The following is an 18302-nucleotide window of genomic DNA, read 5'->3' as shown; positions in this document are numbered from 1 at the left end:
CAGATGTCACACTGAGACGTGTTCCACGTCACCCTTTCATGATCATGAGGAGATCCATGAAGTTGTTCGCCACGGACGCCGCGCCGGCACTTCCGGGTTCGCGCGCCCTGCTGCCAGACCGCGCCGCAGCCGCCGGGACCCGGGCATGAACAGCGCGCACGGCGAGGCCGGTGCAGCCGCGGCCCCGTTCCGCGTGTTGATCGTCGAGGACGACCGCAGCCAGGCGATCTTCGCCGAGGCGATCCTGCGCGGCGCCGGCATGCAGGCGGAAGTGGTGGCGATGCCGGAACGGATGATGGAGGCGATGGAGCGCTTCGACCCCGACCTGGTGCTGATGGATCTGCATATTCCCGGTTCCAGCGGCACCGCGCTGACCGCGCAGATCCGCGAACACCCGCGCTTCGAGCACACCCCGGTGGTGTTCCTGACCGGCGACCAGGACCCCGAGCGCCAGGTCGAGGTGCTGGAACACGGCGGCGACGATTTCATCCTCAAGCCGGTGCGCCCGCGCCATCTGATCGCGGCGGTGCAGAGCCGGGTCAAGCGCGCCCGCGCGCTGGCCGGCAGCCGCATGGCCAAGATGGACAGCGACCGCCACCCGGTGACCGGCCTGTACACCCGCCCGGCGCTGATGAAGGCGCTGGCCGCGCAGCTGGCCCAGCGCACCCCCGGCGGTGCCCTGCTGGTGGAAATGGGCAACGCCGCGGCGCTGCGCAAGCACTACGGCTACGCGGCGTTCGAAAACCTCATCAACGACGCCGGCCGCTACCTCGGCAGCCTGGCCCAGGACCACATCACCGCGCGCCTGAGCGACAACGCCTTCCTGATGGTGGTGGCCGGCAGCGACCGCGGCGCGCTCGACGCCTACGCGCGCAGCCTGCGCGATGGCGTCGGCTATCACGACTTCCAGACCGACAGCGAAACCATCCGGCTGCGCTGCACCATCGGCTATACCACGTTCGAACACGGCTTCACCGACGCCGGCGCGGTGCTGGCGGCCTGCGAGGAAGCCGCGCGCGAAGCGCAGGGCTCGCCGATCGGGCTGGCCACCTACGTGCCGCCGGATACCGCGGTGTCCAGCGACATCGCCGACGAGCTGCGCGCCGCGCTGGCCGCCGGCAGCGAAGCGCTCTACCTCGCGTTCCAGCCGGTGGTGGCGGTGGCCGGCGGCGACGACGCCCAGTTCCAGGTGCTGGTGCGCATGCATGGTCCCGACGGCAGCGTGCGCCGCGCCGGCGAGTTCCTGTCGGTGGCGCACTCCGCCGGACTGATGCCGCAGCTGGACCGCTGGGTGATGGAGCAGGCGCTGGTGCTGCTGCAGAAGCGCCGCGCGGAAAGCCGGCCGATGCGGCTGTTCGTCTCGCAGTCGCCCGGCACGCTGGCGCAGGACAGCTACGTCGGCTGGCTGCTGCAGGCGCTGGAGCGGCACAACGTCGATCCGGCCTCGCTGGTCATCGACCTGCGCCTGGACGATGCGGTGGTGCACGTGGTGCTGCTGCACCAGTTCTGCGAGCAGCTGGTGCCGGCGGGGGTGCAGTTCTGCCTCAGCCAGTTCCGCCGCGGCGAAGACGCCAACCAGCTGCTGCAAGAACTGCCGCTGGGCTACCTGCGGCTGTCCGCCGATTTCGCCCAGCAGCCGCTGCCGGCGGAACTGCACGACGAGATGCGCGAAGTGATCGAACGCGCGCACCGGCTCGGCCTGCAGGTGATCGGCCAGGCCGTCGAGGACCCGCAGGCGGCCGCCGCGCTGTGGGTGGGCGGCATCGACTTCATCCAGGGCAACCTGGTGCAGCGCCCCGAACAGGCGCTGGACTTCGACTTCAGGAGCGCGACCCTGTGAACGGCGACGATGCCCGCGGCCTCAGCCTGTTGACCACCCGTTGGCTGGCGCTGGGCGCAGCCGGCGGCGCATCGTTGGCGCTGCTGGTCGAGCAGTTCGGCGTGGAAGGCCCGTGGCAGATGATCGCGCTGGTACTGGCCCTGCTGGCGCTGTTCGCCAGCATCACCCTCGCCTTCGCGGTGCGCAGGCGCGAGCAGGAGATCCAGCAGCAGGAACGGCAGGGTCGCCACAGCGAAGAAGAAATCAACGCGTTGCAGCGCGAGATCGACCGCCACACCCAGCTCGAATCCGAGCTGACCCGCGCCAAGCAGGCGGCCGAATCGGCGGTGATGGCCAAGGGCGAATTCCTCGCCACCATGAGCCACGAGATCCGCACCCCGCTCAACGGCATCATCCCGATGCTGGACCTGCTTTCCACTTCGCGGCTGGCGCTGGACCAGCAGGAAATCCTCAGGACCGCCACCGCCTCGGCGCAGCAGCTGCTGCGGATCGTCGACGACATCCTGGACTACTCCAAGCTCGAAGCGGACCGGCTGGAACTGGAAACCACCGGCTTCAACCTGCGCGAGCTGCTGCACAGCGTCATCACCCTGATGGAGCGGCCGGCCGAAGCCAAGAGCCTGCACCTGACCCTGTTCATCGACCCCTCGGTGCGGCTGCCGGTGCGCGGCGACCCGGTGCGGCTGCGGCAGATCCTCAGCAACCTGATCAGCAACGCGATCAAGTTCACCGAGCGCGGCAGCGTCACCGTCAACGTGCGCCGCACCGGCGAAACGCCGGCCCAGCACCAGCTGCGCTTCGAGGTGCAGGACACCGGCATCGGCATCGACGCGGCCACCCGCGAGCGCCTGTTCCAGCCGTTCAGCCAGGCCGATGCCTCGACCACCCGCATCTACGGCGGCACCGGCCTGGGGCTGGTGATCTCGCAGCGGATCGTGGCGCTGATGGGCGGCAGGATCGGGGTGGAATCGCAGCCGGGCATGGGCTCGACCTTCTGGTTCGAGGTCCCGCTGCTGAAGGTGCAGGGCGACATGCCCACCCAGCAGGAAGACCTGCACGGCGGGCGGGTGCTGCTGATCACCACCGACCAGCGGCTGCGCATGCGCCTGACCATGCTGCTGCCCAACTGGGGGCTGCGCGTGACCACGGTGGAAAACACCCACGACGCGCTGGAGCGCCTGCGCCAGGCGCGCGCCCAGGGCGAACCGTGGTCCTACTCGGTGGTGTTGGCCGACCTGTCCAGCATCCGCAGCACCGCGCTGTCGCTGGCGCGCAACATGGAGCGCCGCTCGCAGTTCGGCGATGCCCGCCTGGTCTACCTGCGTGGCGATGAAGTCACCTCGCTCGACCTGCCGCTGTCGGCGACGATCATTCCGCGCAACGTCGAGGACGTCGACCTGCGTGCCGCGCTATCCGCCTCCGGGGTGTCGTGGTCGCACCACGACCCGCATCCGGAGCCGACGCCGCGCACCCCGCGCACCATGCCGGAACGCAAGACCCGGGTGCTGCTGGTGGAGGACAACCCGGTCAACCTGATGGTGGCGCAACGCCTGCTGCAGGTGCTGGGCGTGGACTGCGACGCCGCCGGCAACGGCCAGGCCGCGCTGGAGAAGCTCGACGACGGCGACTACGACCTGGTGCTGATGGACTGCCAGATGCCGGTGCTGGACGGCTATGCCGCCACCCGCCGCTGGCGCGAGATCGAACAGGAGCGCAGCCTCGAGCGGCGCCTGCCGATCGTGGCGATGACCGCCAACGCGATGGCCGGCGACCGCCAGAAGTGCCTGGACGCCGGCATGGACGATTACCTGGCCAAGCCGGTCACCCGCGCCGAGCTGGAGCAGTGCGTGACGCGCTGGAAGAGCTCCAACCTGGCGGTACCGGAAAGCCTGCCGCCGGCAGCGCAGATGGCCGAGCGTTCACCGCCGGTGCTGGACAGCAGCGTGCTGGGCGAGCTGCGCGAGGTGCTGGGCCCGGAAGTGGACCGCATCGTCACCGTTTACCTGGAAGACGCGCCGCGGCTGATTGCCCAGCTGGAACGGGCGGCCGCCAGCAATGATCCGATCGCGCTGCGGGTGGCCGCGCACACGCTGAAGTCTTCCAGCGCCAATGTCGGCGCCACCACCCTGTCGGAAGCCGCGCGCGACCTTGAACACGGCGCCCGCGACGGCACTTTGGCCAACCCGGGCAGCGCGGTGGCGCGGATCGTCGGCGAGTTCGCGCAGGTGCGCGCAGCGCTGCAGGCCACGCTGCCGCGCTGAGCGGCGGCGGCTCCGGTTCGCCGCCAGCGCGGCGACCGGGCCTGCGCTCAGCTGCGGTCGAGCTGCTGCGCCAGGTAGTTCGCCTCGCCCAGACGCTCGACCAGCGAAAGCTGGGTCTCGATCCAGTCGATGTGCTCTTCCTCGGAATCCAGGATGTCGGCGAACAGCTTGCGGCTGACGTAGTCGGCCACGGTTTCGCAATAGGCGATCGCCTCGCGCAGCAGCGGCACCGCCTCCAGCTCCAGCGCCAGGTCGCAGCGCAGGATCTCCAGCGGCGTCTCGCCGATGCGGATCTTGCCCAGCGCCTGGAAGTTGGGCAGGCCATCGAGGAACAGGATGCGCTCGGACAGCGCATCGGCATGCTTCATCTCGTCGATGGACTCGTGGTGCTCGTGGTCGGCCAGCGCCTTCAGGCCCCAGTTCTTCAGCATCTTGGCGTGCAGGAAATACTGGTTGATCGCTGTCAGCTCGTTGTAGAGCGCCTTGTTCAGATAGCCGATGACCTTGGCGTCGCCCTTCATGGCGTCCTCCTGCGGGGAAAGCGCCAATGTACCGCCTGCCGCATCGCCCTGGGCGAAACGCGAAGAGTCCTGCTTGCGATGCCGCTGCGCAGCCGCGGCCGGGACTCAGGCCGCGTGCGCCAGCATCGGCAGCGGCAGCGCGCGGCGGGCGCGGGCCTCGTCGATCAACTCCGCCACCAGGCCCAGGCAGGATCCGCAGCTGGCACCGGCGCCGGTGCGCATGGTCATTTCGGAAACGCTGTCGCAGCCGGCATCGGCTGCTTCGCGGATCTGCCGATCCGTCACCCCGTTGCAGATACAGACGTACATCGCGTGCCACCGACTGGAACCAATGACGCGATTCAATATCATTTGCGAATGATTGTCAATTGACGCCTCGCCCGCAGGCGCCGGCGTTCAGCCGCGGTAGCGGCAGCCGGAAGTGCAGGTCTCGTGCACCACCACTTCCGACAGCAGCGGCACCCGCGGCTTCATCCGCGCCCAGATCCACTGCGCCAGCCGCTCGCTGGTGGGGTTTTCCAGACCTTCGATGTCATTGAGGTAGTGGTGGTCCAGCTGTTCGTACAGCGGCGCGAACGCCGCCTTCAGCTCGGCGAAATCCATCACCCAGCCGGCATGCGGGTCGGGCTCGCCGGAGACATGCAGCTCGATCCGGAACGAATGCCCGTGCAGGCGTGCGCACTTGTGCTCGTCCGGGACGTTGGGCAGCCGGTGCGCGGCCTCGAGGGTAAAGCTCTTGAAGATGTCCATGCCGCCATTCTATTGATTCGCCGGCCGCGCCACCGCGGCCGCGCTGGGGGGCGCTCAGTCCAGCAGTTCCATTGCCATCACGATGGCGTCCTCGCGGCCGTCGCGCGCCGGGTAGTAGCGCGGACGCCGGCCGATCTCGTTGAAGCCGCTGCGCTCGTACAGCGCGATCCCGCGCGGGTTGGACGGCCGCACTTCCAGGAACACCCGCTGCGCGCCATTGCCACGGGCGATCTTCAGCAGCGTCTGCAGCATCCGCGCGCCCAGGCCGTGGCCTTCGTTGCCGGGCGCGGTGCACAGGTTGAGCACGTGCGCTTCGCCGGCGGCGATGCTGAGCACGCCGTAGCCGACGATCACGCCCTGCCGTTCCAGCAGCCACATCGGATAACCGGCGTGCAGGCAGTCGCGGAAGATGCCGCGGGTCCACGGATACGGATAGGCGCGCTGTTCGATCAGCATCACCGCGTCGAGGTCGGCCTCGCGCATCGGCCGCAGGCCGGGCGCGGTGTCCGCCTGGTAGGCCTGCTGCACGGCGCTCATGCCGAAGCGTCGCGCCGCAACGCGCGCAGGCGCGGCCACAGCGCGCGCTTGGCCGCGGCATTGCCGCGCAGGCGGGCACTCTGTGCAGCGATGTCGGCGCAGGCCAGCAACGCTTCCGGCGACATTCCGGCCGCGCGCGCCAGCCGCGCCAGCATCGACGCGTCCAGCGCCATCCCGCCGCCGGCGACAGGCGCGGACGGCGCATCAGGCAGGCGATACAGCACGTGGCCGAACTCGGCCAGCACCGCGCGCTGGAAGCCGTCCCAGCTCACGCTCAGGCGTCCTGCCCCGACGGGTGACGACGGCGCAGCCACATCAGCGGCCCCGACAGCGCGTACAGCGTGCTGGCGGTCAGCAGCGTCACCGCCGGCGCGACCCACAGCGCAATCAGGATCGCCAGCGCCACCACCAGCACGAAGAACGGCACCCGGTCGGCCTTCGGCCCGCTGCCGCTGCCCTTGAAGCTGCTGTAGCGGATCCGGCTGACCATCAGCAGGCCTGCCGCCACGGACAGCGCCAGCGCCGCATAGCGCAGCTCCTCGCCCGACCAGCCGAATTCCTGGCAGACCCAGACGAAGCTGGCCATCAGTCCCGCCGCCGCCGGGCTGGCCAGACCGACGAACCAGCGCTTGTCCACGGTGCCGACCTGGCTGTTGAAGCGGGCCAGCCGCAGCGCCGCGCAGGCGGCGTACAGGAACGCCGCCAGCCAGCCGATCTTGCCGAGGGTCAGGCTGTCCAGCTTCATCGACACCAATGCCCAGTGGTACATCAGCATGGCCGGGGCCATGCCGAAGCTGATCAGGTCGGCCAGCGAGTCGTACTGCACCCCGAACTCGCTCTGGGTGTTGGTGAGCCGGGCCACCCGGCCATCCAGCCCGTCCAGCACGGCCGCCACGAAGATGGCGATGCAGGCCGCCTCGAAGCGCCCCTGCGAGGCCGCGATGATGGCGAAGAAGCCGCCGAACAGCCCGCCGGTGGTGAACAGGTTGGGCAGCAGGTAGATGCCGCGGGCGCGCGGGCGCGGGGCGGGGGTTCCGTTTTCGTCCATCCCATCAGTTTACGGGCTTGCGGCGGCGGCGGCGCGGTGCTGCAATCGGCATACATTCCCCCGGAGCCGCCCGCATGACCAACATCCGCACTCTTGCCGTCGCGCTGGCGCTGACCCTGGTCGCCGCACCGGCATTGGCCCAGCAGCGCGTCTATCAGTGGAAGGACGCCAACGGCGTGACCCACTACACCGACGTCGCGCCCAAGCAGGGCCACCAGACCCGCGACATCGAGGTCAAGGACGGCAAACCGGCGGAAACCGCGGCCAAGCAGCCGGAAAGCGAACAATGCACCAAGGCCCGCGGCAACGTCACCCGCCTGCAGGCCGGCGGGCCGATCGGCATCGACACCAACGGCGACGGCAAGCCCGACCGCAACATGAGCGCCAACGAGCACAAGGCCCAGCTCGAGCTCAACCAGGCGGCGGTCAAGGCGTTCTGCATGCAGGCCAAGCCGTGAGGCAGCTGGGCATGCTGCTGGTCGCGGTGGCACTGGCGGCCGCGGCGTGGTGGTGGTTCACCACCGAGATGCCGCGCCGCGAGCGCGAGCGCCAGGCCGCCGCAGAGGTGGCGACGATCCAGGCCGAGCGCGCCAATGCGCTGTACCGCTGGCGCGACGATGCCGGCAACCTGCAGGTCACCGAAGAACCGCCAAAAGGCCGCCGCTACGAGCGGATCAACCGCAACCCGCAGGACGGCATGGCGGTGGACGGCGCGAAATAGCGCTCCGCGCCGCGGGGGCGTCGGCGGCGCGTGGCAGAATGCGGGTTTTCCCCACGCCCGAACGCCATGCGCCTGTCGCAATTCCACCTCCGCACCGAAAAAGAAACGCCCGCCGACGCCGAGATCGTCAGCCACAAGCTGATGCTCAAGGCCGGCATGATCCGCAAGCTTGCCGCCGGCCTGTACACCTGGTCGCCGCTGGGGCTGCGGGTGCTGCGCAAGGTGGAAGCCGTTGTGCGCGAGGAAATGAACCGCGCCGGCGCGATCGAAATGGCGATGCCCTCGGTGCAGCCGCGCGAGCTGTGGGAGGAAACCGGGCGCTGGGCGAAGTTCGGCCCGCAGCTGCTGAAGATCCGCGATCGCAAGGAGCAGGAATACTGCTTCACCCCCACCGCCGAAGAGGCGGTCACCGACTTCTTCCGCCAGGAAGTCGCCAGCTACAAGCAGCTGCCGGTCAATTTCTACCAGATCACCAGCAAGTTCCGCGACGAAATCCGCCCGCGCTTCGGGGTGATGCGCGCGCGCGAATTCATCATGAAGGACGCCTATTCCTTCCATGCCGACGATGAATCGCTGCACGCCCAGTACCGCACCATGTACGACACCTACACGCGCATCTTCACCCGGCTGGGACTGAAGTTCCGCGCGGTGGCGGCGGATACCGGCGCGATCGGCGGCAGCGCCTCGCACGAATTCCACGTGCTGGCCGATTCCGGCGAGGACGCGCTGGCGTTCTCGGAAACCTCCGATTACGCGGCCAACGTCGAGCTGGCCGAAGCGGTTTCGCCGGGTGCGCGCCCGGCGGCATCGGAAGCGCTGCGCGATATCGAAACGCCAGCCCAGAAAACCTGCGAGGACGTGGCCGCGCTGATGGGCATTTCGCTGGCGCGCACGGTGAAATCGGTGGCGATCATGGCCGGCGATGGCGACGGCAACCTGCCCGAAAAGGGCGGGCAATTCGTGCTGGCGCTGGTGCGCGGCGACCATTCGGTCAATGAAATCAAGCTGGCGAAACTGCCGGGGCTGGCGGATTACCGGCTGGCCACCGAAGCGGAAATCCTCGAATATCTTGGCAGCGAACCCGGCTTTCTTGGCCCGCTGCATGCGCAAAAGCCGATCCGCGTCATCGCCGACCGCAGCGTGGCCGCGCTGGCCGATTTCGTGGTCGGCGCCAACAAACCCGGCTTCCATATCGCCGGCGTCAACTGGGGCCGGGATCTGCCGGAGCCGGAAACCGCCGATATCCGCAACGTGGTCGAAGGCGACCCGTCGCCGGACGGCAACGGCAGCCTGCGGATGGCGCGCGGGATCGAGGTCGGGCACGTGTTCGCGCTCGGCCGCAAATATTCCGAAGCGATGAAATGCACGGTTCTGGATGGCAACGGCAAGGCGGTGCATCCGGCGATGGGCTGCTACGGCATCGGCGTGTCGCGCATCGTCGCCGCGGCGATCGAGCAGAACCACGACGACGCCGGCATCCGCTGGCCGCAGGCGATGGCGCCGTGGCAGGTGGCGGTCTGCGTGATCAATCCGAAGAGCGACCCGGCGGTGGCGGAAGCCGCCGAAACCCTGCACGCGGAATTGAATGCCGCCGGCATCGACACCGCGCTGGACGACCGCGGACTGCGCCCCGGCGCGATGTTTGCGGATATTGAACTGATCGGCATCCCGCACCGGGTAGTGGTGTCCGGGCGCGGGCTGGAAGCCGGCACTTTCGAATATCGCGCGCGCAGTTCGGCCGAGGCTGAAAACCTGGACCGGGCCGCCCTGCTGGCACGGATCGCCAACGGCTGAGGCCGCCAGCCGAGCAAACCCGTTATTGCGGGGATATTGGCGACAAAGGTCTCCGTGGTTATTATCCGTCCATCCACGGACCGGATGATCCTCCCATCAAATATCCCGCCATCAAATAAAAGAAGAGCCCATGAGCCTGAATATCGAAACGCTGAACCCGCAGGAACTCGCCGCGCTGATCAAGCGCGCCAACAGCCGCCGCAAGGTGCTGGCCAAGCGCAAGCCGGCCGCGCAGACCAAGGCGGCCGTCGCCAAGGTGCTGAAGGCCTCCGGCTGGACGTTCGAGGAGCTGTACGGCAAGACCGGTGGCAGCGCCACCGCCGCGCCGGCAGCCAAGAAGGCGCGCAAGGCCGCCAAGGGCCGCAGCACCGGCAAGGTGGCGCCGAAGTATCGCAACCCGGCCAACGAGAAAGACACCTGGACCGGCCGTGGCCGCCAGCCGCGCTGGGTGGCGGCGGAAATCGCCAACGGCCGCAAGCTGGAAGACCTGCTGATCAAGTAAGCGCGCAGCACGGCAGGAACGAAGACGCCGGCTTCGAGCCGGCGTTTTTTTTGCATCACGCAGAATCAACGCGGCGTTTACAGGCTGCGCCGCGTGGGCATCAGCAGGTTGCCGAATACCAGCCCCGCCAGCAGCGCCATCAGAGTATTGAGTGCGGCCATCGCCGCGGCCTCGCCCGCGCCGATATCCTGCGACTGCACCAGCGAAATCACTCCACGCAAGGAAATGCTGCCCGGCACGAGGATGATGATGCCGGGCAGGCGCACCAACGCGCCAGGCCGGTTGAACCAGCGCGCATAGGCGTTGCCCGCCGCGGTCGCCGCCAGCGCGGCCAGGAATACCCCGGCAATCGGCCCCAGCCACTCGCCGGAAAAGCGCGAGATCAGATAGCCTGCGATCACCGACCCCATCACCAGCGGATAATCGCGGCGCCCGGCCTGGAACAGCACCGCGAATGCATACGCGGCCAGCGCCACCGCGGACCAGACCACCCACTCGGGCTGCGGGCGCGACGCCCGCACCTGCGGTTCGATCCCGGCCACCCCGGCCAGTCCAAACGCGATCGCAATGCCAATGGTCAAGCTGACGATGATCATCAGCGCGCCGGCGAAGCGCGCTGTGCCCGACACCAGGTGCCGACTGGTCAGTTCATTGGTGGACAGCGCCAGCATCATGCCGGGCAGGAGCACGATGACCGCCGCGATGATGACGGTATTGAGATTGAGCGGCCCAATGAAGCTGCTGACCAGGATCGCCACCGCCCCAGCCAGCAGGCCGGCCAGCGCCTCGAAACTCTCGTGCAGGCGCGGCCGCGACTGCGCCGCCAGCGCCAGGCCGCCGATCAGCAGCCCGATCACGCCAGCCGTAGCGATATCCAACCACGGCAGCCGCAGCAGCCCGGCCACCGCGGCCGAGGCCAGCGCGAAGCCCAGCGCCACCATCACTTGGCCGCGCCAACCACCGGGACGATCCAGCTCACGCAGCGCAGCGCGGCCGGCGCCGATCCCCATGCGGCCGTTGATCACGTCCTCGGCGATGCGATCGGCCTCGCACAGCTTGCGCAGGTTGGTATCGCCCAATCCCGGCCGGATGATGCGGGTGGTGTCGGACTCGCCGGCCGGCCGCGCCGGATCGCTGAACGACAGGATGATCCCGGTCGGGTTGCACCACGGCTGGCATTCCAGCGCCAGCTTGCGCGCCACCGACTCGATCGCCGCCTCCATGCGCTGCGAGGTGGTGCCATAGGCGTGCAGGTGCCGGGCCAGGTCCACCACGAATGCAATGCGCTCGGTGTAGGTCGCTTCGGTCATGGCGGGCGGGTGAAGAAGGCGCACAAGCATCGCATGGGCGGTGGCGCATTCCCACGTCCACACGGCATTGCGTAAGCTTGCCCGGCATGGACCCGGTCAACGACAGCGAAACGCCTGCCGCCGGCATCGACCCGGATCTCGATCCGGGCATCCTGCGCCTGCGCGGCCGCTGGACGTTGCGCCATGCCGGCGCGATCGCAACCGCGCTTGGTGGCGCGCCGGAACAGGTGGGCGGCGTGGACGCGCGCGGCTGCGAGCGGCTGGACACGCTAGGCGTGCTGCAGCTGCTGCGCTTCGCCGACCGCCGCGGGCTGGACTATTCGATGCTGCGTTTTCGCGCCGACCAGCAGCCGCTGGTGGATGCGATCGAGAACGTCCACGACGACCGTCCCGCGCGCAAGCGCGAACTCGGCGTGCATGCGGCAATGGAACGCCTCGGTCGCGCGGTGGTGGAGAACACCCGCGAGGTGGTGCTGCTGGTTGGCTTCTTCGGCGAGGTGCAGGCCAAGCTGCTGCGCCTGTTGAAACAGCCGGCGCGGCTGCGGCTGACCGCCACCGTCCATCACATGGAACAGATCGGCCTCGACGCGGTGCCGCTGGTGGCGCTGCTGTCGTTCATGGTGGGCGCGGTGATCGCCTTCCTCGGCGCGATGGTGCTGGCCGACTTCGGCGCCACCATCTTCGTGGTCGAGTTGGTCAACGCCGCGTTCCTGCGCGAATTTGGAGTTCTGCTTACCGCGATCCTGCTGGCCGGCCGCACTGCCAGCGCGTTCACCGCGCAGATCGGCATGATGGTGAACCGCGAGGAGGTCGATGCGATCCGCGTGCTCGGCCTCGACCCGGTCGACCTGCTGGTGATCCCGCGCGTGCTGGCGCTGCTGGCGATGCTGCCGCTGCTGACCTTCATCGCGATGCTGGCGGGCATGCTGGGCGGCATGGCGGTGGGCGCGGCCAACCTCGACATTCCGGTTGCCGCCTACATCGCACGCACCCACGAAACCCTGGAGCTGCGGCATTTCGTGGTCGGCATGGCCAAGGCGCCCTTGTTCGCGCTGGTGATCGCCTTGATCGGCTGCCTGGAGGGGCTGCAGGTGAAGGGCACCGCGCAGTCGCTGGGCGAACGCACCACGTCCAGCGTGGTGCAGGCGATCTCGCTGGTGATCGTGATCGACGCGTTCGCCGCGCTGTGGTTCATGCAGATGGATTACTGAGCATGGCCGATCCCATGGCACTGCAGGCAAACGATGGCAACGCTGCCGGCACGGCGCCGGTGGTGCGCGTGCGCGGCGTGGTGAACCGCTTCGGCGAACAGGTGGTGCACGACGGTGTCGACCTGGACGTGCGGCGCGGCGAGATCCTCGGCGTGGTCGGCGGTTCGGGCTCGGGCAAGTCGGTGCTGATGCGCTCGGTGCTGGGGCTGCGCAGGGCCGATGCCGGCCGCATCGAAGTGCTGGGCATGGACGCGACCTCTACCGACCCGGTAGTGCGCCGGCATATCGAGCGCAGCAGCGGGGTGCTGTTCCAGGACGGCGCGCTGTTCTCGTCGCTGACCGTCGGCGAGAACGTGCAGGTGCCGCTGAAGGAGTACTACCCGGAGCTGCCCGAGTCGCTGCGCTATGAGCTGGCGCTGCTGAAGATCAAGCTGGCCGGGCTGCCGGCCGACGCCATCGACAAGCTGCCCTCGCAGCTGTCCGGCGGCATGCGCAAGCGCGCCGCGCTGGCGCGCGCGCTGGCGCTGGACCCGCCGCTGCTGTTCCTCGACGAACCCACCGCCGGCCTCGACCCGATCGGCGCCGCCGCGTTCGACGCATTGATCCTGACCCTGCGCCGCGCGCTGGGCCTCACCGTGTTCCTCATCACCCACGATCTGGACACGCTATACGCTATCTGTGACCGGGTGGCGGTGCTGGCCGACCGAAAGGTGCTGGCAACCGCGCCGGTGGCCGAGCTGGAGCGGCTCGACCATCCGTGGGTGCAGGAATATTTCAACGGCCCGCGTGCGCGCGCCGCGCGCGCAACGGCGGGAGCAAACGACTGATGGAGCACAGCTGATGGAGACGCGCGCCAACTATGTGCTGATCGGCACCTTTACCCTGATCACCACGGTGCTGCTGCTGCTGTTCGCACTGTGGGCCAGCAACTTCTCCGCCGCGCGCAACTGGCGTGAATACATGGTGGTGTTCACCGAGCCGGTGACCGGCCTGACCGAAGGCGGCAGCGTGCAGTACAACGGCCTGGCGGTGGGCACGGTGGAAAACCTGAGCCTGGACGACAACGATGCGCGCCGGGTCATCGCACGGCTGAAGGTGAAAGCCAACACGCCGGTGAAAACCGACACCCGCGCCAAGCTCTCGCAGCAGGGCATCACGGGCGTGCCGTTCATCCAGCTCACCGGCGGCAGCCCGAAAGCGCCGGCGCTGCAACCACCGGCCGAGGGCCAGCTGCCGGTCATCCGCACCGAGCCGTCGGCGCTGCAGAACATCGCCGACACTGCCAACCGGCTGGTGGCGCGGCTGGACCAGGTGCTGAGCGAGGACAACATCCGCCGCATCTCCGCCACCCTGGAACACCTCGAACAGGCCAGCGGCAGCATCGCCGGGCGCCGCGAGGAGATCGGCGAGCTGATCGTCAACGCGCGCGATGCCACCGCGACACTGAAGACCACCCTGGCGCATGCCGACGGCGCGATCCAGGGCATCGACCAGGACTTCGTGCAACGCCTGCCGGCGCTGCTGGACAAGCTCGACGCGGTGGTGACGAAACTGGACGCGACCGCCGGCAATGCCAACGCGATGATTGCCGAGAACCGCCCGGCGCTGCAGAGCTTCACCAGCGACGGCCTTGCCCAGCTGGGCCCGACACTGGTGGAACTGCGCGCATTGATGCGCGACCTGCGTGCGCTCAGCGGACGGCTGGAAGGCAACCCCGCGCGCTACATCCTCGGCCGCGACGCACCCAAGGAGTTCGACCCCGAATGAGCCCCCTGCAGCGATGCCTCCACCCCGCCCTGCTCGCCGCCAGCCTGCTGCTGGCCGGCTGCAGCAGCCTGATCGGCGGGCCGCGCGAAACCCCGACGATCTATGCGCCGGAACCCGCGCCGCGGGTCGAGCCTTCGTGGCCGGCCGCCGACTGGTCGCTGGCCGTCGCCCACCCCGGCGAGGCGCAGATGGACGACGGCCCGCGCATCGTGGTCAGCCCGGTGCCGGGCGAACTGCAGGTCTATCGCGCCGCGCTGTGGGCGCGCACGCCGGCCGAAATGGTGCAGGACGCGGTGCTGCGCACGCTGGAGGACAGCGGCAAACTGCCCCTGGTGACCCGCCAGGGCAGCGGCGTCAGCACCGATTACCGGCTGCTGCTCGAGGTCCGCGCATTCCGCGCCGAGTACGCGGGCAACGCCGTGCCGGCGGCGGTGGTCGAGGTCAACGCCCAGCTGCTGCACCTGCGCGACCAGAGCGTCGCCGGCAGCCGCAACTTCCGCCACTCGCAGCCTGCCGCCGGGGTGGAGGTGGCGCAGGTCGCCGATGCCTTCGCGCAGGCGCTGTCCGCGTTGGGCCATGATGTTGCCGGCTGGAGCCTGCAGACCGGACAGGCGCACACCGGCCAGCCGCATCCTTCTACGCCCGCGCGCTGACCTGCGGACGCGGCATTCCAGCGTCCTAGATTGCCGGCTCCAGACAAAGCCCGGACAATCGACGGTCTGCCAGAGGAGAGCCGCATGAATCCAGCCGCCCAGGACGCCGTCGAACGCGAGTCGATGGAATACGACATCGTGGTGGTGGGCGCCGGCCCGGCTGGCCTCGCCACCGCGATCCGGCTCAAGCAGCTGGCCAGCGCGGCCGGCAGCGAGGTCTCGGTCTGCGTGCTGGAAAAGGGCTCCGAGCCGGGCGCGCACATCCTGTCCGGCGCCATCGTCGACCCGAAGGCGCTGACCGAACTGTTCCCCGACTGGGCCGAGCGCGGCGCACCGCTGAAGCAGGCGGTGACGCGCGACGAATTCCTGTTCCTCGATGAAACCTCCGCCCGCGCCACCCCGCACTGGCTGCTGCCGGAATGCTTCCACAACCACGGCAACTACGTGGTCAGCCTTGGCGCGCTGGTGCGCTGGCTGGCGCAGCAGGCCGAAGCACTGGGGGTGGAAATCTTCCCCGGCTTCGCCGCCGCCGAGCTGCTGTTCGACGAGGCCGGAGCGGTCAAGGGCGTGGCCACCGGCGACATGGGCATCGGCAAGGACGGCCAACCCACCGACCAGTACCAGCCGGGCATGGAACTGCACGCCAGGTACACGATCTTCGCCGAAGGCGCGCGCGGCCAGCTCGGCCGCGAACTGATCGCCAAATACAAGCTGGACGAAGGCAAGGACCCGCAAAGCTACGCGATCGGCATCAAGGAACTGTGGCAGGCCGATCCGGCGAAGCACCAGCCCGGCCTGGTCGTGCACACCGCCGGCTGGCCGCTGGCAAGCGATACCTATGGCGGCTCGTTCCTGTACCACGCCGAGGACGGCAAGATCGCGGTCGGCTTCGTCATCGGGCTGGACTACAAGAACCCGTGGCTGAGCCCGTTCGGCGAATTCCAGCGCTTCAAGACCCACCCGTCGATCCGCAAGCATCTGGAGGGCGGCAAGCGCATTGGCTACGGCGCGCGCGCGCTGACCGCCGGCGGCCTGCTCAGCCTGCCGAAGACGATCTTCCCCGGCGGCGCACTGGTCGGCTGCGAGGCCGGCTTCCTCAACGCCAGCCGGATCAAGGGCAGCCACGCCGCGATCAAGACCGGCATGCTGGCCGCCGACGCAGCCTTCGCCGCATTGGGCGAAGGCCGCCAGCGCGACGAACTGAGCGCCTATCCGGAGGCCTTTGAAAAGAGCTGGCTGCACGCCGAGCTGCAGCAATCGAAGAACTTCAAACAGTGGTTCAAGAAGGGCCGCGGCTTCGCCACCCTGATGACCGGCATCGAGCAGTGGCTGCTGCCGAAGCTGGGCATCCGCAACCCGCCGTGGACGATCCACCGCCAACAGCCCGACCACGCCTGCCTGCAGCCGGCGGCGAGCCAGCCGAAGATCGAATATCCGAAGCCCGATGGCGTGCTGACCTTCGACCGCCTCAGCTCGGTGTTCCTGTCCAGCACCCACCACGACGAGAACCAGCCGGCGCACCTGACCCTGAAGAACCCGGCCATCCCGGTGACCGTGAACCTCAAGGAATACGCCGGCCCCGAGGCGCGCTACTGCCCGGCCGGCGTGTACGAATTCGTCGGCGAGGCCGGCAACGAACGCCTGCAGATCAACGCCGCCAACTGCGTGCACTGCAAGACCTGCGACATCAAGGATCCGACCCAGAACATCGTCTGGGTGGCGCCGCAGGGCGGCGGCGGGCCGAATTACCAGAACATGTGATTAAAAAAGAAGCCGCCCGATGGGCGGCTTCGTCATTGAGGAGGTTTCGGACCTGGCGGGCAACTCCGCTGGGGCCGCCGACGGGCTATCGCCTGCAGCGAATGTCCCCCGGCATCGGCCTCATGGCCGCTGCCTCCTCCTTGATTTCGCTGCAGGCGATAGCCCGCCAGCGCCCCCCCCCCCCCGCCTCTCAGCGCAGCGGCACGCCCGTCTTTTCGACAGCTTCCTCGCGGCTGACGCCCTCGGCCAGCTCGACCAGCTTCAGCCCGTCCGGCGTGACGTCGAACACGCCCAGCTCGGTGATGATGCGGTTGACCACGCCCACGCCGGTCAGCGGCAGGGTGCATTCGGGGATGATCTTCGGGGTGCCGGCCTTGGTGACGTGCTCCATCAGTACCACCACCCGCTGCACGCCGGCCACCAGGTCCATCGCTCCGCCCATGCCCTTGACCATCTTGCCGGGCACCATCCAGTTGGCCAGATCGCCCTTGTCGGTCACTTCCATCGCGCCGAGGATCGCCAGGTTGATGTGGCCGCCGCGGATCATCGCGAAGGAGTCATGGCTGCCGAAGAAACTGGCGCCCGCCTGCGCGGTGACGGTCTGCTTGCCGGCGTTGATCAGGTCGGCATCGAGTTCGGCCTCGGTCGGGAACGGCCCGATGCCGAGCAGGCCGTTCTCGCTTTGCAGCCAAACGTTCACCCCATCGGGGAGGTAGTTGGCCACCAGCGTCGGCAGACCGATGCCAAGGTTGACGTAGGCGCCGTCGGTGAGTTCGCGGGCGGCGCGCTGCGCCATCTGTTCGCGGGTCCAGGCCATCTCAGTTGCCCTCCGGCTGGCGAATGGTGCGCTGCTCGATGCGCTTCTCCGGCGTCGGGTTGACGACGATGCGCTGCACGTAGATGCCGGGCAGGTGCACGTGGTCGGGATCGATGTCGCCGATCTCCACCAGCTGCTCCACCTCGGCCACGCAGACCTTGCCGGCCATCGCGCAGGCCGGGTTGAAGTTGCGCGCGGTCTTGCGGAAGACGAGGTTGCCGGCCTTGTCGGCCTTCCACGCCTTGACCAGCGACACGTCCGCCTTCAGGGCGGTTTCCATCACGTACATGCGACCGTCGAATTCGCGGGTCTCCTTGCCTTCGGCCACCACCGTGCCGTAACCGGTGGCGGTGAAGAAAGCCGGGATGCCCGCACCGCCCGCGCGCAGGCGTTCGGCCAGCGTGCCCTGCGGGTTGAACTCCAGTTCCAGTTCGCCGGCCAGGAACTGGCGCTCGAACTCCTTGTTCTCGCCGACGTAGGAAGAAATCATCTTGCGGATCTGCCGCGTGCCCAGCAGCTGGCCCAGGCCGAACCCGTCCACACCCGCGTTGTTGGAAATCGCGGTCAGGTTCTTCACCCCGGAATCGCGCAGCGCCGCGATCAGCGCCTCGGGGATGCCGCACAGACCGAAGCCGCCAACGGCGAGGGTCTGGCCATCCGCCACCAGCCCATCCAGGGCGGCGGCGGCACTGTCGTACAGCTTGCTCTTGGCGGACGCCACGGGCCGTTCTCCAATGCGGGTAGAGCAGCCATTCTAGCGATTCGTGCGAGAACACCCAGCGTACTTTCGGGCAATCCCCGGCCGCGCA

At 68.6% G+C, this 18302-nt stretch carries 20 protein-coding genes; 11 read left to right on the top strand and 9 right to left on the bottom strand.

The genetic code is table 11. The features are described from left to right. The first annotated feature begins 145 nt into the window (after positions 1 to 145). Positions 146 to 1840, top strand: a complete 1695-nt coding sequence (locus tag E5S66_RS02750) for an EAL domain-containing protein (protein ID WP_138347271.1) — start codon at positions 146 to 148, stop codon at positions 1838 to 1840. Positions 1841 to 1884: 44 nt separating this feature from the next. Further along, on the top strand, positions 1885 to 4101 hold the full coding sequence (locus E5S66_RS02745; protein WP_171033472.1) for an ATP-binding protein: 2217 nt from the start codon (positions 1885 to 1887) through the stop codon (positions 4099 to 4101). Positions 4102 to 4148: 47 nt separating this feature from the next. Here the strand turns inward: E5S66_RS02745 and bfr are convergent, their stop codons facing one another. The 6 genes from bfr to pssA form a co-directional block, all read right to left on the bottom strand. Further along, positions 4149 to 4622 carry a bacterioferritin gene (gene bfr / locus E5S66_RS02740; RefSeq protein ID WP_028839153.1) on the bottom strand — a complete coding sequence of 158 codons (474 nt, stop codon included), beginning with the start codon at positions 4620 to 4622 and terminating at the stop codon, positions 4149 to 4151. A gap of 105 nt (positions 4623 to 4727) precedes the next feature. After that, positions 4728 to 4931, bottom strand: coding sequence for a (2Fe-2S)-binding protein (locus E5S66_RS02735; RefSeq protein ID WP_138347819.1), 204 nt, complete (start codon positions 4929 to 4931; stop codon positions 4728 to 4730). Between the two features lie 87 nt (positions 4932 to 5018). Continuing rightward, positions 5019 to 5372: a 6-carboxytetrahydropterin synthase QueD gene (gene queD / locus E5S66_RS02730; RefSeq protein ID WP_138347269.1), complete on the bottom strand. Its 354-nt coding sequence runs from the start codon at positions 5370 to 5372 to the stop codon at positions 5019 to 5021. A 54-nt stretch (positions 5373 to 5426) separates the two neighbouring features. Beyond that, on the bottom strand, positions 5427 to 5909 hold the full coding sequence (rimI, locus tag E5S66_RS02725; protein WP_138347267.1) for a ribosomal protein S18-alanine N-acetyltransferase: 483 nt from the start codon (positions 5907 to 5909) through the stop codon (positions 5427 to 5429). After that, complete coding sequence (locus E5S66_RS02720) at positions 5906 to 6181, bottom strand: hypothetical protein (protein WP_138347265.1); 276 nt, start codon at positions 6179 to 6181, stop codon at positions 5906 to 5908. Before E5S66_RS02720 ends, rimI begins: the two co-directional genes overlap by 4 nt. Positions 6182 to 6183: 2 nt before the next feature. Then, a complete protein-coding gene (gene pssA / locus E5S66_RS02715; protein ID WP_028839149.1) occupies positions 6184 to 6957 on the bottom strand; it encodes a CDP-diacylglycerol--serine O-phosphatidyltransferase in 774 nt (257 codons plus the stop codon). Between the two features lie 74 nt (positions 6958 to 7031). Here pssA and E5S66_RS02710 point away from each other — a divergent pair, with 74 nt between their 5' ends. From E5S66_RS02710 to E5S66_RS02695, 4 genes are all read left to right on the top strand, one after another. Continuing rightward, a complete protein-coding gene (locus E5S66_RS02710) occupies positions 7032 to 7415 on the top strand; it encodes a DUF4124 domain-containing protein (RefSeq protein WP_051246873.1) in 384 nt (127 codons plus the stop codon). Then, the gene (locus E5S66_RS13535) at positions 7412 to 7678 is read left to right on the top strand and encodes a DUF4124 domain-containing protein (RefSeq protein ID WP_156880327.1); all 267 of its coding nucleotides are present in this window, start codon (positions 7412 to 7414) and stop codon (positions 7676 to 7678) included. The genes E5S66_RS02710 and E5S66_RS13535 overlap by 4 nt, the downstream gene beginning before the upstream one ends. Positions 7679 to 7744: 66 nt before the next feature. After that, entirely contained in the window at positions 7745 to 9472 is a 1728-nt protein-coding gene (locus E5S66_RS02700; protein WP_138347259.1) for a proline--tRNA ligase, read from the top strand. Between the two features lie 130 nt (positions 9473 to 9602). Continuing rightward, positions 9603 to 9974, top strand: coding sequence for an H-NS histone family protein (locus E5S66_RS02695; RefSeq protein ID WP_138347257.1), 372 nt, complete (start codon positions 9603 to 9605; stop codon positions 9972 to 9974). Positions 9975 to 10051: 77 nt separating this feature from the next. On the opposite strand, the gene E5S66_RS02690 is transcribed toward E5S66_RS02695, so the two are convergent. Beyond that, the gene (locus E5S66_RS02690; RefSeq protein ID WP_138347255.1) at positions 10052 to 11314 is read right to left on the bottom strand and encodes a threonine/serine exporter family protein; all 1263 of its coding nucleotides are present in this window, start codon (positions 11312 to 11314) and stop codon (positions 10052 to 10054) included. A 56-nt stretch (positions 11315 to 11370) separates the two neighbouring features. Here E5S66_RS02690 and E5S66_RS02685 point away from each other — a divergent pair, with 56 nt between their 5' ends. From E5S66_RS02685 to E5S66_RS02665, 5 genes are all read left to right on the top strand, one after another. Beyond that, positions 11371 to 12495: an MlaE family ABC transporter permease gene (locus E5S66_RS02685; RefSeq protein WP_138347253.1), complete on the top strand. Its 1125-nt coding sequence runs from the start codon at positions 11371 to 11373 to the stop codon at positions 12493 to 12495. Between the two features lie 14 nt (positions 12496 to 12509). Continuing rightward, positions 12510 to 13322 carry an ABC transporter ATP-binding protein gene (locus tag E5S66_RS02680; protein WP_138347817.1) on the top strand — a complete coding sequence of 271 codons (813 nt, stop codon included), beginning with the start codon at positions 12510 to 12512 and terminating at the stop codon, positions 13320 to 13322. Positions 13323 to 13335: 13 nt separating this feature from the next. Then, positions 13336 to 14262 carry an MlaD family protein gene (locus E5S66_RS02675; protein WP_138347251.1) on the top strand — a complete coding sequence of 309 codons (927 nt, stop codon included), beginning with the start codon at positions 13336 to 13338 and terminating at the stop codon, positions 14260 to 14262. Further along, entirely contained in the window at positions 14259 to 14915 is a 657-nt protein-coding gene (locus tag E5S66_RS02670; RefSeq protein ID WP_138347249.1) for an ABC-type transport auxiliary lipoprotein family protein, read from the top strand. The genes E5S66_RS02675 and E5S66_RS02670 overlap by 4 nt, the downstream gene beginning before the upstream one ends. Before the next feature lie 84 nt (positions 14916 to 14999). After that, a complete protein-coding gene (locus E5S66_RS02665) occupies positions 15000 to 16676 on the top strand; it encodes an electron transfer flavoprotein-ubiquinone oxidoreductase (protein WP_138347247.1) in 1677 nt (558 codons plus the stop codon). Positions 16677 to 16866: 190 nt separating this feature from the next. Here the strand turns inward: E5S66_RS02665 and E5S66_RS02660 are convergent, their stop codons facing one another. Beyond that, entirely contained in the window at positions 16867 to 17493 is a 627-nt protein-coding gene (locus E5S66_RS02660; RefSeq protein ID WP_138347245.1) for a CoA transferase subunit B, read from the bottom strand. A 1-nt stretch (position 17494) separates the two neighbouring features. Next, a complete protein-coding gene (locus tag E5S66_RS02655; protein ID WP_171033451.1) occupies positions 17495 to 18214 on the bottom strand; it encodes a CoA transferase subunit A in 720 nt (239 codons plus the stop codon). Positions 18215 to 18302: the final 88 nt, after the last annotated feature.

Source organism: Thermomonas fusca (assembly GCF_005862345.1).
Classification (GTDB): Bacteria; Pseudomonadota; Gammaproteobacteria; order Xanthomonadales; family Xanthomonadaceae; genus Thermomonas; species Thermomonas fusca.
The sequence above is the reverse complement of the archived record's forward strand: the minus strand, read 5'-3'. Positions and strand labels throughout refer to the sequence as shown.